The organism is Pseudomonas sp. CFBP13528 (assembly GCF_005233615.1).
In the GTDB taxonomy this organism is placed as follows: Bacteria; Pseudomonadota; Gammaproteobacteria; order Pseudomonadales; family Pseudomonadaceae; genus Aquipseudomonas; species Aquipseudomonas fluorescens_AM.
Window position 1 is genome coordinate 82498 of sequence record NZ_QGAJ01000012.1, and the last position, 15342, is coordinate 97839.

Below are 15342 nucleotides of genomic sequence, written 5' to 3' on the forward strand. Positions count from 1 at the left end.
GCGAAGGTTATCAACGATAACGCGGCGCTTCTGGAGGAACTTGGAGTATTCAATTTCTTCGCGAGCAAGCTCGCTCCTACAGGGGAATATGCGCCGCTGCCAGAAGCTCCCGGGTGTAGGGGTGTTGCGGCGACTCAAATACGTCATGACTGGCGCCACGTTCCACTACCTTGCCGTCCTTGACCACGATCATATCGTGGGCCATCGCACGCACCACCGCCAGGTCATGGCTGATGAACAGGTACGTCAGGCCGTATTTCTCCTGCAGTTCGCGCAGCAGCGCCACCACTTGTTTTTGCACCGTACGGTCCAACGCCGAGGTGGGTTCATCCAGCAGCATCAGCGCCGGCCTGAGCACCAGCGCACGCGCAATGGCGATACGTTGCCGCTGGCCGCCGGAAAACTCATGGGGGTAGCGATGGCGGCTGGCGGGGTCCAGGCCCACATCCTTGAGGACTTGGATCACTTGCGCTTCGCGCGCGTCGAGGCTGCACGGGGCGTGCACTTGCAGGCCCTCGCTGATGATCTGCTGCACTGACATGCGTGGGCTGAGGCTGCCATAGGGGTCCTGGAACACGACCTGCATCTGCTTGCGCCACGGCCGCATCTGCTGATGAGTGAGCGGGTCGAGGGCCTGGCCCTGGAAGCGGATGCTGCCGCTGGAGTCCAGCAAGCGCAAAATCGCCTGGCCGAGGGTGGACTTGCCCGAGCCGGACTCGCCGACAATCCCCAGGGTCTTGCCCCGTTGCACGCTCAGGCTGATGCCGTCCACCGCGCGCAGGTAGGTCTTGGGCCGAAAAAGCCCGCCGCCGAGGCGAAACTGCACGGTCAGGTCATCGACCTGCAAGACCGTCTCGCGCTCGTCGCTGCACAGCGCATCGCCGGACGGTTCGGCGTCCAGCAGCAGGCGGCTGTAAGGGTGCTGGGGCGCCGTGAACAGCGTCTGGCAATCGGCCTGCTCGACGATCTCTCCGGCGCGCATCACGCACACCCGCTGGGCAATGCTGCGCACCAGGTTGAGGTCATGGCTGATCAGCAGCAGTGACATGCCCAGGCGTTGCTGCAGGGACTTGAGCAACAGCAGGATCTTGCGCTGCACGGTCACGTCCAGCGCGGTGGTGGGTTCGTCGGCAATCAGCAGCTCCGGCTCGCAGGCCAGGGCCATGGCGATCATCACCCGCTGGCGCTGGCCACCGGAGAGTTGATGGGGATAGGCCTTGAGCCGCTCCCGCGGCTTCTGGATGCCCACCAGGTCGAGCAGTTCGAGGATGCGCGCCTGCGCCGCCTTGCCGCCCAGGCCCTTGTGCAGCAGCAGGGTCTCGCCGATCTGCTTTTGGACCGTATGCAGCGGGTTCAGCGAGGTCATCGGCTCCTGAAAGATCATGGCAATGCGGTTGCCGCGCAGCTTTTGCAGGGCCGCAGGTGACGCACCCATCAACTCCTGGCCGCGGTACTTCACCGAGCCTGTGCTGTGCGCGCCGGCGTCGGGCAGCAATTGCAGGATCGAATGGGCGGTCACGGATTTGCCCGAGCCCGACTCGCCAACCAGCGCCAGGCATTCGCCTGGGCGTACGTCCAGGCTCACATTGTGCACCACGGTCTGGCCGCCGAACGCCACGCACAGGTCACGGATTTCAATCAGGTTCATACGCGGTCACTCATGAGCGAGGGTCGAAGGCATCACGCAACGCCTCGCCGATAAACACCAGCAGCGACAGGATCAGCGCCAGGGTGAAAAATGCCGTCAGGCCCAGCCACGGCGCTTGCAGGTTCTGCTTGCCCTGGGCGATCAACTCACCCAGCGAAGCACTGCCGGCCGGCATGCCGAAGCCGAGGAAGTCCAGGGCGCTCAAGGTCGAAATCGCCCCGGTCAGGATGAACGGTAAATAGCTCAAGGTCGCGGTCATGGCATTGGGCAGGATATGCCGGGCGATGATCTTGCCGTCGCCCAGTCCCAGGGCGCGTGCGGCCTTGACGTACTCCAGGTTGCGCCCGCGCAGGAACTCGGCACGCACCACATCCACCAGGGCCAGCCAGGAGAACAGCGCCATGATCCCCAGCAGCCACCAGAAATTCGGCTCGACGAACCCCGACAGAATAATCAGCAGGTACAGCACCGGCAGGCCCGACCATACCTCCAGGATGCGTTGGCCGAGCAAGTCCACCCAGCCGCCGTAGTAACCCTGCAATGCGCCAGCAGCGATGCCGATGGCCGCGCTGATCGCGGTCAACGCCAGGGCAAACAGGATCGACACCCGCGCGCCGAAAATCACCCGCGCCAGCACATCCCGCGACTGGTCATCGGTGCCCAGCCAGTTCACCGTCGACGGCGGGCTGGGGGCAGGGCGGGTCAATTCATAGTTGGGTGTGTCGTCGCTGAAGGGGATGGGGGGAAACAGCATCCAGCCGCCGTCCTGCCTTATCAGCTTTTGCACGTAGTCACTGCGGTAGTCGGCCTGGAACGGCAGTTGCCCGCCGAACTGCTGCTCGGTGTAGCGTTTGAATACCGGGAAATACAGCTCGTTCTTGAAACTGAGCACCAGGGGCTTGTCATTGGCGATCAGCTCGCCGCCCAGTGTCAGCATGAACAGGCCGATGAAGAGCCATAGGGACCACCAGCCACGACGGTTCTTCTTGAATCGCTCAAAACGCCGACGTGCCACGGGAGACAGATTGAGCATCAGGCGTTCCTCGCGGCAAAGTCGATACGCGGGTCCACCAGGGTGTAGCAGAGGTCACCGATGAGTTTGATCAAGAGGCCGAACAGGGTAAAGATAAACAGCGAACCAAACACCACCGGGTAATCCCGCGACACCGCAGCCTCATAGCTCATGCGGCCCAGGCCATCGAGAGAGAAGATCACCTCGATCAGCAGCGAGCCCGCGAAGAACACGCTGATGAACGCCTGGGGAATCCCGGAAATCACCAGCAGCATCGCGTTGCGAAACACATGGCCGTAGAGCACGCGACGCTCGCTCAAACCCTTGGCGCGCGCGGTCACCACGTACTGTCGGGTGATTTCGTTGAGGAACGAGTTCTTGGTGAGGATGGTCAGGGTGGCGAACCCGCCGATCACCAGCGCCGTGACCGGCAATACCAGGTGCCAGAAGTAGTCGGCGATCTTGCCCACGGTGCTCAGTGCTTCGAAATTCTCCGACACCAATCCGCGCACCGGGAACCAGTTCAGCGAAGTGCCGCCGGCAAATATTACGATCAGGAACATCGCGAACAGGAACGCCGGCATCGCATAGCCGATCACGATGGCGGTGCTGCTCCATACATCAAAGCTGCTGCCATGGCGCACCGCCTTGCGTATCCCCAGGGGGATCGACACCAGGTAAGTAATCAAGGTGGCCCACAGGCCGAGGGAAATGGTGACCGGCATCTTTTCCAGGATCAGGTCGATCACCGTCGCGCCGCGAAAGAAGCTGTTGCCGAAGTCCAGTCGGGCGTAGCTCTTGAGCATCAGCCACAGGCGTTCCGGCGCAGGCTTGTCGAAGCCGTATTGCTTTTCGATGTCCTTGATCAGTTTCGGGTCCAGGCCGCGGCTGGCCCGCGAGCCGCTGATGCCTTCGCCGGAAGCGCCTGCGACACCGCCCCCGCCGATGCCTTGCAGGTGGGCAATGGCTTGTTCGACCGGCCCGCCCGGCGCGGCCTGCACGATCACGAAATTGACCAGCAGGATGATCACCAGGGTCGGGATGATCAACAGCAGGCGCCGCACGATATAGGCAAACATCAGCGCTTAGCTCCACGTTGTTCCAGCTTGGCGCGCATCTGCTCGTCTGTCAGCGGCGTCGGGCTGACTTCCCACCAGGTTTCCAGCGCTTCATCGTTTTTCGCCTCGATGGCTGGGCGGCCGAAGCGATTCCACCACGCCGCGGAGGTGCCGGGTGGGTAGTAATTGGGAATCCACAGGTAGTTCCATTGCAGCACCCGATCCAGCGCGTGGGCGTAGGTGAGCATCTGCGCCTGGGTGTCGGCCTTGACCAGGCCCTTGACCAGGCTGTCGACGGCCGGATCCTGCAGCACCATATAGTTATTGGCGCCCGGATCGAACGCGGCGGCGGAACCGAAGAAATTGTACAGCTCCATGCCCGGCGATGCCGTGACCGGAAAGCCGGTGACAATCATGTCGTAATCCCGTGCCATCAAGCGGTTGACGTATTGGGAGGAGTCGATGCGGCGGATATTCAAGGTGATACCGATTTGCGCCAGGTTGCGCTTGTACGGCAGCAGCAGACGTTCCACACCCGCCTGGGCATTGAGGAAGGTGAATGCCAGCGGCTCGCCCTCGGCATTGACCAGCCTGTCGCCGTCAGGCTTCCAGCCCGCTTGCTCCAGCAGGGCCAGGGCCTGCAACTGCTTATCGCGGATCACGCCGCTGCCATCGGTGACAGGCGCCTTGAACACCTGGGTAAACACTTCATCGGGAATCTGCCCGCGCAAGGGTTCAAGGATCGCCAGTTCTTCCTGGCTCGGTAACTGGGTGGCGGCAAGCGGGCTATTGGAGAAATAGCTCTGCTGACGGATGTACAGGTTGCGCATCATCTGCCGGTTGGCCCATTCGAAATCCCATAGCATGGCCAGGGCCTGGCGCACGCGACGGTCCTTGAACATCGGCTTTTGCACATTGAACACATAGCCCTGAGCCGGCTGCGGCATCTCCTTGGCCAAATGCGCGCGCTGCAGGCGGCCATCGTCAAGGGCCGGGCCGTTATAGCCGATGGAGTAGCCGGTGGCGGAAAACTCCCGGTTGAAATCGTAGGCGCCGCCGCGCAGCACCTGGCGCGCCACTTCGGTGTCGCCGAAATACTCCAGGCTCAGGTGATCGAAGTTGTAGAGGCCACGGCTGACGGGCAAATCCTTGCCCCACCAATCGGGATCGCGGGTAAAGGTGATGGTGCTGCCGGAGTCGATCTTGCTCACTTTATACGGGCCACTGCCCAGAGGGGCTTCATAGCCGCCGCCATTGGCGAAGTCGCGGGTCTTCCACCAATGTTCGGGAAACACTGGCAGGGTGGCGATATCCAGGGGCAGGGTGCGGTTTTCATTGCTGGCAAAGTCGAAACGCACCTGGCGCTCGCCTTCGACTTCGACATGCTTGACGTCGGCAAACAGTGTGCGAAAACGCAGGCTGCCTTGGGTCATCAATAAATCGAAGCTGTAACGCACGTCTTCGGCGGTAATCGGTTTGCCATCGGCAAAACGCGCCTTGGGGTTGAGGTAGAAACGCAGCGACAGACCGTCGTCGGCGCGCTCCATTTTTTCGGCAACCAGGCCGTAGACCGTATAAGGCTCGTCCAGGGAGCGCTGGGCCAGCGGCGCATACAGCCAGCCATCCACCTGGGACACGCCGATGCCTTTGTCGATATACGGCAAGACATGGTCAAAGCGCCCGATCTCCAGGGCGGAGCGGCGCAGGCTGCCGCCTTTGGGCGCATCCGGGTTGGCATAGTCGAAATGGCTGAAGCCGTCGGGGTATTTGGCCGGCTCGCCGTACACCGTGAGGGAGGCTTGTGGCGCTGCTATCACGGCGGTGCCTGTCATGAACAGGACCAGGGTGATGCTCAACAGTTTTGGAAAAGCCAATCGCATTATCAGCCTTGAGCGCGGATGAACATAAATAGAGAGCGGTACGTTAACGACTTAAGCGTCGTCAGTCATCACATGCACAACGGCCCACCAAATGGCGGGCCGTTGTTTACAGCATCAGCACGGACCGATCAGTCCTGGCGGCTGGTGACTTCCAGCAGGTGATAACCGAACTGGGTTTTTACCGGGCCTTGTACGGTGTTGACCGGGGCGCTGAAGACGACGCTGTCGAATTCCTTGACCATCTGGCCTGGGCCGAACGAACCCAGGTCACCGCCTTGACGGCTGGACGGGCAGCTGGAGTTGGCTTTGGCGACTTCGGCGAAATCAGCGCCGCCTTCGATCTGGGTCTTGAGTTCGTTGCACTTTTCTTCAGTGGAAACGAGGATGTGGCGGGCGGTGGCTTTGGCCATGGAAAATAACTCCTTAAGTGAAAAACGGTGAGCCTACCGGATTCAGGCGGTTATTTCCCGGCAAAGTTCCACCGGCGTGCCTGACCGGCTGAGGAATGGCCTGGCGCGCGGGTTTCAGGCCAAAACGATGTAGTCGTTCTGCTGGACGATGGGGGCGTGCGGGCCCTTGACCAGATGGATATAGCGACCGTCCACCAGGTCGATGGGCAGACAATCGTCGATATCCATGACCGCGTCGGTGTGGGCCTGGGACCAGTGGCGCAACAGGTGCTGCTTGCCCTTGCTCATCGCTTCGCGTTTGTCGCGCGCGACCAGCAACAGGTAGTGATGGGCCTCGCCAAAGCTGTTGGCCTCATAGCCGCCCAGGTTGATGAAATACAAGTGAGGCGCCTCGCCGTGCGGCGCCAATTGGCTGAATCGGACCTTCCAGCCGTCGACACCATCGACCGCCATCCACGAATCGATGTGCACGCCCTTGGGGCTGCCAAACCAGGCGTCGCGCAATTGCGGGTAGGTGGCTTGCAGCGTATCCGCGACGGCAAACGCCACATCGTGTACTTCGATCCGGGCCCTGGGGTGCTTGCCTCCGAGCATGACAACAAACAGCATTGCGGGTGATTCCTGGCGATTGATCAAAGGCCAACCATACTGCGATTGAACCCTTTTGTCCGGTCAATGCCACACTGTTAATTCGCGAACTCATCAGGAGGTTGTCATGCGTACTATCGATCTGGCCGGCGTTCCCGTCCCTGTCATCGGCCAGGGAACCTGGCGCATGGGCGAAGACCCGAACCGGCGCCGCGCCGAAGTGGGCGCATTGCAACTGGGTATCGACGAGGGCCTGACCCTGATCGACACCGCTGAAATGTATGGCGAAGGCGGTGCGGAAAAGGTGGTCGGCGAGGCCATCCAGGGCAGGCGCGACCAGGTATTCCTGGTGAGCAAGGTGTACCCGCACAATGCCAGCCGCACGGGTGTGCCCCGCGCGTGCGAAGCGAGCCTTCAGCGCCTGGGCACCGACTACATCGATCTGTACCTGCTGCACTGGCGCGGCCAGTACCCTCTTGAAGAAGCCGTCGAAGCGTTCGAGCGTTTGCGCGAAGCAGGCAAGATCGGCCGTTGGGGGGTTTCCAATTTTGATGTAGCAGACCTGCAGGAACTGGCATCCCCTGTGTGCGCAACCAATCAGGTGCTCTACAACATTGAAGAGCGTGGTATTGAATTCGACCTGCTGCCGTGGTGGCAACAGCACCATTTGCCCCTGATGGCTTACTGTCCTGTCGCCCAGGGCGGTGCACTGTTGGCGAGCCCGACGCTCAAGCAGATCGCCCATCGCCATGAGGCGACCGCTGCGCAAGTCGCCCTCGCCTGGGTCTTGCGTCAGGAGGGCGTCATTGCCATCCCCAAGGCAGTGATGCCCGAACACATACGGCAAAACGCTGCCGCTGCGAAGCTGGTATTGGACGAGCATGACCTGGACGCCATTGATCGCGTGTTCGGCGCGCCCAAGCGCAAGCACCCGCTGGCCATGGTGTAGTCCCAGCAGGAACGGTGCCTTCCCTGGACCGTTCCCGCCTGCGCCGCGGTCAGCTGGCCACAGGATTGCGCCAGTCATCAGAGCCGGACGTGCCGGCTACTTCATGGGTCCAGACGATCTTGCGATAGCTGAAGTACACGTCCTCCAGGTGGGTGAAATGGGCGTTGTCCGGGTCCTGGCAATTGGGCATGCGCGACTGGATGTCCACAATCGTCGCGCCTTCCAGTTCGACGGTGAAGTAGTGCTCCTGGGTGCCTGCCGAAGAGGTACGAAACCATTCCAGCCGGCACGACACTTCTTCTCCCGAAGTCAGTGCACTGAATAGCAGGGGCGAGGACTTGTCGAAGACCTTGCTGATCATCAGCGGTTTGTGTGCACGCTGGCCGGTAGGCTGTCCCGATTGCGGATCCCGGGGAATGATCACCTGATGTGCAAACGCCTGCACCAGGATCTGATCTTCATGGCCTTCCTGATAAATGTTTCCTACCGAGTCCTGGGTAAATGTACCTGCGGTGATCAAACCTTGTTTGACACCGGTGATGGAGAGGTACGCGGGTGTTGGCATGACGGGTTTCCTTGTCTGATTGAGTAGGTACCCCCGAACAGCAAAGTTGCCGGGCGGTTAAATGCCTATAACAAAAAGCGTGCCGGAAAGTGCGTGGGTCAATGAAGTCAGGGTGATCTGGTTGGAAAAATTTAATAGCTCAATGCGTTGTGGGTTTTTGGCGGTTATTCAGTAATTGAAGTTGCGCATAAGTGCGCAGTTAATTGCTCGTGGTGGTGAGTGAGCGATTAAGCGCAGGTGCGGATAATTGAAGGATTTTTCAGTTGATTAAGTGCGCAAATCCTTGCGCAGGCCACGATTTTAGAGGGTTGTAGGAAATTCCTTAAGTCCTGCTCTGCAGCTTGCTGGTTGTTTTTAAGGTGGCTAAGGTTTGTTCACTTCGTAGCGTGTTGAACGCGGGGTTAGCGGCACTCAGATACGTGTTTCATGGTATCTGGTTTGCCTATTCAGCCTTCTTAGTTGTGTGCGGCCAAAAATGGTTCATTCAGAAAAGCTTTATGCTTATTATCAGGAACTTGCACGAACCCCCTGTTCGTCAGGGAATTTCGCTGGCAACGACGTGCGGTTTTCGAGTGAGTTTGAAACCATGGAAACCGAGGTCGCCAAAACACAATCGATACATGGTGGGAGCCTGCCGAATTGGCAACAGGTCTGCGACATCAGTGAGCGCATGCTGCGTGAGCAATCCAAGGATCTTCGCGCCGCTGTATGGCTGACCTGGGCGCTGCACCAGCGTGATTCATTTCCTGGGTTGCTGGCCGGTCTTGGTTTGCTGGTTTATCTCTGTGAGCATCACTGGGCACCGGTGTATCCCGCCAAGCCATGTACCCGCGTTGCCGCGTTGGGCTGGCTGGTGACGCGCCTCGACTCGCTCTTCTCGCATAACCTGTCTCTCGTCGACCAGTTGCCCTTGTTCCGGGCACTGCATGAACACCTCGTACGCCTTGACGAACTGTTGAACGAGCACCTGGGTAGCGACGCGCCGTTGTTGTTGCCGAGCCGACGACAACTGTCGGAGCGTCTGGCGCGTGCCACCCAAGGCGGTGTGGAGCCGGCGGGCATCGCGGGCGTCATTGCCCAGGTCAAGCAGGCGGGCACGCAACTGCTCAAGCCTGAATCGCCCATCAACAACGAGAAGGATGCCCACAAAGCGCTGCGCGCCTTACAGGAACAGGCCCGCACGTTATGTACCTGGTGGTTGCGCCAGAATGCCACCGACCTGCGCGCCTTGCGTCTGGGACGCACCTTGGCCTGGCTGAGCCTCGTCAACTATCCCGATGCCAACAGTGAGGGGGTGACGGCGTTGCGCCCGCTGGCTCCCGACAAGCTTAACCGTTACCAGGATCGTCTCAGTCACGGCCATCACGCCGAGCTGTTGCTTGAACTCGAGGCCAGCCTGGCGGGCGCATTGTTCTGGTTCGATGGCCTGCGCATGGTCTGGGAATGCCTTGAAGCCTTGCATGCGAGCCAGGCGATGACTGAGCTGGAAATGAGTTTCGCGCTGTTATTGCAACGTTTGCCGAACCTGCCTGAATTGCGCTTTGACGACGGTACCCCGTTTGCGGCCCCGGCGACCTGTGAGTGGATCACGCTCCATGTGATTCGCCACCTGCACAAACCCGAGTCTTTCAATGCTGTCGCCGATGTCGGCAGCGAACCCTGGGAAGCCGCCTTGCAGGCGGCCATGCCAAGCGTGCGCAAGGAGGGGCTCAAGACTGCAGTGAGCGTGCTCACGCAAGGTTTGAAGAGCGCGTGCAGTGAACGCGCGCGCTTTCATTGGCGGCTGGCGCTGGCCAGGTTATGCGTGCGGGCGGGCAAGCCTGACTTGGGCAGGATTCAACTGGAACAGCTGGACCTCGAATTACAGCGCGCGGGCCTGGACCGCTGGGAGCCGGAACTGGCCTTGCACGTCGGTCGGCTGCTGTACCGCTGCTATGACCTGTTGCCACAAAGCCACGCCGTGCGCGAAAGCAAGGACGCCACGCACCGCCGGTTGTGCCATTTCGATCTGGAAGCGGTACTCGAATAAAAAATCATCATAAGGAGAAACACCATGGCCAAAGACGGTTCGGTAGCACCCAAGGAACGTATCAATATCACCTTCAAACCCGCGGTTGGTGGTGCGCAGGAGGAAGTCGAGCTGCCGTTGAAACTGCTGGCGCTGGGGGATTTTTCACAACGCGAGGACCCGCGCAAGCTTGAGGACCGCAAGCCTATCGGAATCGACAGGAACAGCTTCGACGAGGTGTTGGCCAAACAGGCCCTGAACTTGACATTGAGCGTGCCCAATCGCCTCCAGGAAGACGCTGACGTCGAAGACCTGGCGATCCAGGTCCGGATCAACTCGATGAAGGATTTCAACCCCGCCAACCTGGTCGAGCAGATACCGCAGCTGCAAAAGCTGATGGTGCTGCGAGAGGCATTGGTGGCGCTCAAGGGGCCGCTGGGCAACACCCCGAGCTTTCGCAAAGCCATTGAGCAGGCACTGGCCGATGACGACTCCCGTGTTCGGGTACTGGCCGAGCTGGGGCTGAGCAACGCTGATGCCGAACCTATTCAGTAAAAGGACACTGACACCATGACGACTACCCAGCATGACCCGCAGCCCCTGCCAAACGCCGCCGACGCGTGCAGCATTCTCGACAACATCATTGCCCAGACGTTGCTGAGTGCCGATGACGAGGCGTACAGCATTGCCAAGCGCGGTGTGTCGGCGTTTATCGAAGAACTGGTCAAGCCCCACAACCGCGAAGAACCGGTCAAGAAACGTCTGGTCGATCGGATGATCGCCGAGATTGATGCCAAACTCAGCCGGCAAATGGATGAGATTCTGCACCACCCGGAGTTCCAGGCACTGGAGTCGGCCTGGCGAGGGCTGCAACTGCTGGTCGAGCGCACCAACTTCCGTGAGAACATCAAGATAGAACTGCTGAATGTCTCGCGGCAGGACCTGTTGGACGATTTCGAAGATTCCCCGGAAGTTACCCAGTCGGGGCTCTACAAGCACATCTACAGTGCCGAATACGGTCAGTTTGGCGGGCAGCCGGTAGGGGCGATCATCGCCAACTACTTCCTCTCGCCCAGCGCGCCTGATGTAAAACTCATGCAATACGTGGCGGGTGTTGCCGGTATGGCTCACGCCCCGTTCATCGCGGCCGCAGGGCCAGGTTTCTTCGGTCTGGAAAGCTTTACCGGCCTACCTGACCTCAAGGACCTCAGGGATCATTTCGAAGGCCCTCAGTTTGGCAAGTGGCAGAGCTTTCGCCAGAGCGAAGATGCTCGCTACATCGGCCTCACGGTACCGCGCTTTTTGCTGCGCACGCCGTACGACCCCCTTGAATGCCCGGTCAAAACCTTTGCCTACCGGGAAACTGTGGTCAACAGCCACGAACACTACCTGTGGGGCAATACGGCGTACGCCTTCGCTACGCGCCTGACCGACAGCTTCGCGCGCTTTCGCTGGTGCCCCAACATCATCGGGCCCCAGAGTGGGGGAGCGGTCGAGGACCTGCCGTTGCATCACTTCCAGAGCATGGGTGAGATTGAAACCAAGATTCCTACCGAGGTACTGGTTTCAGACCGGCGCGAATATGAGTTGGCGCAAGAAGGGTTCATCGCCCTGACCATGCGCAAGGGCAGTGACAATGCAGCCTTCTTTTCCGCCAGCTCTGTGCAGAAACCCAAGACGTTCGGCATCAGCGAAGAGGGCAAGGCAGCCGAACTGAACTACCGGCTGGGTACCCAGTTGCCTTACATGATGGTGGTCAATCGCCTGGCCCACTACCTCAAGGTTCTGCAACGTGAACAATTGGGCTCGTGGAAGGAACGGACCGACCTGGAGTTGGAACTCAACAAGTGGATTCGCCAATACGTAGCGGATCAGGAGAATCCCAGTGCAGAAGTGCGCGGGCGGCGTCCACTGCGTGCAGCGCGCATTGTCGTCAGCGATGTCGAGGGTGACCCGGGCTGGTACCGCGTCAGTTTGAGCGTACGGCCGCATTTCAAGTACATGGGGGCAGACTTCACCTTGTCCCTTGTCGGCAAGCTCGATAAAGAATGAGTCGAGGCCAGGGAATGCGCCACTACAGAAGCCTCTTCGAGCGCCTTGAGCCCGACGCGTCCGCCAGCGTGTGCCGCGTGACGTCCGTCGCCGCGCATTTGACGAAAATGCTCAGCACCCGTGCAGGCAGCGTCCAGACGCTGCCGGATTACGGCTTGCCTGATCTCAATGATATGCGGCTCAGCCTGCACGAATCCCTGACCCAGTCGCGGCTGCTGATCGAGCGCTTCATCCAGGCCTACGAACCACGGCTGGTGAATGTACGCGTCAGGGTGCTACCCCGCGTGCACGAAACGTTGGTATTGGCCTTTGCCATTGATGCCGGACTGCTTATTGACGGTGGCACCCAATCTGTTGTGTTCCATGCGCGCCTGGCGGATGCAGGGCAAGTGGAGGTCTGCGCCGATGGCCTTTAACCGTTATTTTCAAAGCGAACTCAGTGCCCTGCGGCAACTCGGGCGGCGCTTTTCCGAGCGCAACCCGGCCCTGGCACCGTTTCTCGCCGAGGCCGGTCAGGACCCGGATGTGGAGCGCTTGCTGGAGGGCTTTGCGTTTCTGACCGCGCGCCTGCGTCAGAAGCTGGATGACGAGCTGCCTGAGCTGACGCATTCGTTGATGCATCTGTTATGGCCCAACTACATGCGGCCGATGCCTGCTTTGAGCATCCTGCAATTTGACCCGTTGAAGTGCGCCGGCCCCAGTGTTCGAGTGGCACGGGATACCGCCGTGGAAAGCCTGCCCATCAAGGGCGAACGTTGCCGTTTCAAAACCTGCTATGCCACCGATGTCATGCCGTTGCAACTGCGTAGCCTGGATTACACCTGCCAGGGTGCAGTGGACTGGTTGGACCTGCGCCTGACCATGAGCGCAGAGGGTAATTTCAGTGCGTTGGCATTCGATTCGTTGCGCCTGCACCTGGCCGGAGACCGCTATATCAGCCAAGGCCTGTACCTTGGCCTGTTGCGCCATCTGGACAGCATTCAGGTGCAGCTATTGGACCAGAGCGGTTCGCCGGTCAACGGGGTCGACGATCAGCCGGCCACGCTGCGGCTCAGCGCCAGCCAGATCCGGCCGGTGGGTTTTGCACAGGAACACGCACTGATTCCCTACCCGCAAAACACCTTTTGTGGTTATCGCCACCTGCAGGAATATTTCACGTTTCCCGAGAAGTACCTGTTTGTCGATATCGAAGGGTTGGCTGCCCTCCATCGGTTTCCCCAGGAAATCCTCAAACAGGCACACGGCATGCTGTTGAGCTTCGAGCTGTGCGGCCAGGGCCGTGCGCTTGCACGCCCCACCCTGGACAACGTGAAGCTGTACTGCACGCCTATCGTCAACCTGTTCAATCACGATGCGATACCCATTCGGCTGGACGGAAAACAGGACGAATACCTCCTGTTGCCCGGGGAATACTCCCCTGGAAATGCCGGTGTGTTTTCGGTTGACCGTGTTACAGGATGGCGGCCCGGTGGCGTGGGGTATCAGACGTATGTGCCCTTTGAGTCCTTCGAGCATGACGGCGACCTGCAGACTGCGGGGGCGTCTCCCAGCTTCAGCATCCGTCAACGGCCTTCGGTACAGCATGACGGGCTGGCTACCTGGATAGGGTTTGACGGTCGTCGCGAGCAGGGCCCGGAAACCCTGTCGATCGAGCTGACGTGCACCAACGCAGGCCTGCCGCGACAGTTACGGGCCGGTGACATCAACCAGCCCGGCGAGCACACCCCCGAGTCGTTGACGTTTTGCAATATCACCGCGCCAACCGCGAGTTTTGCGCCGCCGCTGGACCAGGATTACCTCTGGAAGCTGATCAGCAACATGTCGCTCAACTATCTGTCGTTGACCGATATCAACGCGCTGAGGGTGATTCTCGAAACCTACGATCTGCCGCGCTATCACGATCGACAGGCGCTGAACATCAGCCGGAAAAAGTTGGGCGCGCTGCGCTCCATCCAGCATGAAGCGGTTGACCGCTTGCACCGTGGCCTACCGATTCGCGGATTGCGCGTGGACCTGACGGTGGACCCCCTGGGGTTTGCCGGCCAAGGCGATCTGTTTGTGTTTGCTTCGGTCCTCAATCAGTTCTTTGCGCTGTACGCCAGCCTCAATTCCTATCACGAGTTGCGAGTGATCAGCACACAAGGAGACGTGTATCTATGGCCGTTCCAGATGGGGCAGCAACCCCTGCTTTGACTCGGCTTTGCCGTGTCATCCGCGAATACACGCTGTTCCAGGCGGTGGTGCAGGTGGTCGCACGCTTACGCGAAGCCCATCCACGGCTGGATGAGGATGCGCTGTACGACCTGCTGGAATTCCAGGCCAATCCAGGCCTGGGGTTGCAGGACACGATATCGATCGCGTGGCGTTTTTCATTGACCACGGGACCTTGCGTGCGCGCCTGCGCATCAATGTGCTGGGGTTGTTCGGCGCCGGTTCACCATTGCCCGCGTTTTATGCTGAGCAGGCATTGGCGGAACGAGCGGGTGGCAATCCCACGCGCGATTTCCTCGATGTGTTCCACCACCGACTGCACCGCCTGATGTTACCGATCTGGCGGAAATACCGTTACCCGGCCTGTTTCCAACAGGGCGCCCGTGATGGGTTTTCACAGCAGATGTTTGCGCTGATCGGCCTCGGCAGTCACGCGATACGAGGGGCCTCGCGTCTCGATTGCAAGCGCCTGTTGCCTTACCTCGGGCTGCTGAGCCTGCGAACGCACTCGGCGACGTTGATCGAGACCGTCCTGCGGTATTACTTCAAACATGCCTCGGTGTTCATCGAGCAATGGGTCGCACGCACGGTGGACGTTGCGCAGTCGCAGTGCAATGACTTGGGCCGCGCCAACTGTGAGCTTGGCCAGGACCTGGTGTTGGGGCGCCGGATCGCTGACCGCAGCGGCAAGTTCAGGGTGCATATCACGGCGTTGGGTTGGCAGCGTTTTCACGATTTTCTCCCCACGGGAACGGCGTATGCCCCGGCGTGTTCGCTGGTGCGTTTAACCGCGCCGGATGCGCTGCAATTTGACCTGCGCCTGGTGCTGGCGGCCGGCGAAATCCGGGCGCTGCACATCGGCGCAAACAATGTGTGCCGCCTGGGTTGGACCACGTGGCTGGACCATGAGCGAGCCGAGGGTGCGATCACACTCGACGGGCATTTTCATTAAGGATTGATG

13 protein-coding genes and 1 pseudogene are annotated in these 15342 nt (G+C 60.2%); 7 read left to right on the plus strand and 7 right to left on the minus strand.

Annotated elements, in window-relative coordinates; translation table 11 throughout:
* Positions 1-76 precede the first annotated feature (76 nt).
* From PspCFBP13528_RS20130 to PspCFBP13528_RS20155, 6 genes are all read right to left on the minus strand, one after another.
* Positions 77-1648, minus strand: coding sequence for an ABC transporter ATP-binding protein (locus PspCFBP13528_RS20130; RefSeq protein ID WP_137201343.1), 1572 nt, complete (start codon positions 1646-1648; stop codon positions 77-79).
* A 10-nt stretch (positions 1649-1658) separates the two neighbouring features.
* Positions 1659-2681 carry an ABC transporter permease gene (locus PspCFBP13528_RS20135; RefSeq protein WP_065952461.1) on the minus strand — a complete coding sequence of 341 codons (1023 nt, stop codon included), beginning with the start codon at positions 2679-2681 and terminating at the stop codon, positions 1659-1661.
* Positions 2681-3739, minus strand: coding sequence for a microcin C ABC transporter permease YejB (locus tag PspCFBP13528_RS20140; protein ID WP_137201346.1), 1059 nt, complete (start codon positions 3737-3739; stop codon positions 2681-2683). Before PspCFBP13528_RS20140 ends, PspCFBP13528_RS20135 begins: the two co-directional genes overlap by 1 nt.
* Positions 3739-5598, minus strand: a complete 1860-nt coding sequence (locus PspCFBP13528_RS20145; RefSeq protein ID WP_137201348.1) for an extracellular solute-binding protein — start codon at positions 5596-5598, stop codon at positions 3739-3741. The genes PspCFBP13528_RS20140 and PspCFBP13528_RS20145 overlap by 1 nt, the downstream gene beginning before the upstream one ends.
* 128 nt (positions 5599-5726) lie before the next feature.
* Positions 5727-6008, minus strand: a complete 282-nt coding sequence (locus PspCFBP13528_RS20150) for a peptidylprolyl isomerase (protein ID WP_065952464.1) — start codon at positions 6006-6008, stop codon at positions 5727-5729.
* 114 nt (positions 6009-6122) lie between these two features.
* Positions 6123-6617: a DUF1543 domain-containing protein gene (locus tag PspCFBP13528_RS20155; RefSeq protein ID WP_137201350.1), complete on the minus strand. Its 495-nt coding sequence runs from the start codon at positions 6615-6617 to the stop codon at positions 6123-6125.
* Between the two features lie 106 nt (positions 6618-6723).
* Between PspCFBP13528_RS20155 and PspCFBP13528_RS20160 the strand changes: the two genes are divergently transcribed.
* Positions 6724-7545 (plus strand): aldo/keto reductase, encoded by an 822-nt coding sequence (locus PspCFBP13528_RS20160; protein ID WP_137201351.1) that lies wholly within the window; start codon positions 6724-6726, stop codon positions 7543-7545.
* Between the two features lie 49 nt (positions 7546-7594).
* Here the strand turns inward: PspCFBP13528_RS20160 and PspCFBP13528_RS20165 are convergent, their stop codons facing one another.
* Positions 7595-8110: an Hcp family type VI secretion system effector gene (locus tag PspCFBP13528_RS20165; protein WP_065952467.1), complete on the minus strand. Its 516-nt coding sequence runs from the start codon at positions 8108-8110 to the stop codon at positions 7595-7597.
* Positions 8111-8585: 475 nt separating this feature from the next.
* Between PspCFBP13528_RS20165 and tssA the strand changes: the two genes are divergently transcribed.
* The 6 genes and pseudogenes from tssA to tssG all read left to right on the plus strand — a co-directional run bounded on the left by tssA (position 8586) and on the right by tssG (position 15333).
* A complete protein-coding gene (gene tssA / locus PspCFBP13528_RS20170; RefSeq protein WP_137201352.1) occupies positions 8586-10139 on the plus strand; it encodes a type VI secretion system protein TssA in 1554 nt (517 codons plus the stop codon).
* Between the two features lie 24 nt (positions 10140-10163).
* Positions 10164-10673 carry a type VI secretion system contractile sheath small subunit gene (tssB, locus tag PspCFBP13528_RS20175; RefSeq protein WP_065952469.1) on the plus strand — a complete coding sequence of 170 codons (510 nt, stop codon included), beginning with the start codon at positions 10164-10166 and terminating at the stop codon, positions 10671-10673.
* Between the two features lie 15 nt (positions 10674-10688).
* A complete protein-coding gene (gene tssC / locus PspCFBP13528_RS20180; RefSeq protein ID WP_137201354.1) occupies positions 10689-12170 on the plus strand; it encodes a type VI secretion system contractile sheath large subunit in 1482 nt (493 codons plus the stop codon).
* A 14-nt stretch (positions 12171-12184) separates the two neighbouring features.
* Complete coding sequence (gene tssE / locus PspCFBP13528_RS20185) at positions 12185-12586, plus strand: type VI secretion system baseplate subunit TssE (protein ID WP_137201356.1); 402 nt, start codon at positions 12185-12187, stop codon at positions 12584-12586.
* Positions 12576-14363: a type VI secretion system baseplate subunit TssF gene (gene tssF / locus PspCFBP13528_RS20190; RefSeq protein ID WP_137201358.1), complete on the plus strand. Its 1788-nt coding sequence runs from the start codon at positions 12576-12578 to the stop codon at positions 14361-14363. The genes tssE and tssF overlap by 11 nt, the downstream gene beginning before the upstream one ends.
* Positions 14327-15333 (plus strand): annotated as a pseudogene (gene tssG, locus PspCFBP13528_RS20195) (type VI secretion system baseplate subunit TssG). Before tssF ends, tssG begins: the two are co-directional and overlap by 37 nt.
* Positions 15334-15342: the final 9 nt, after the last annotated feature.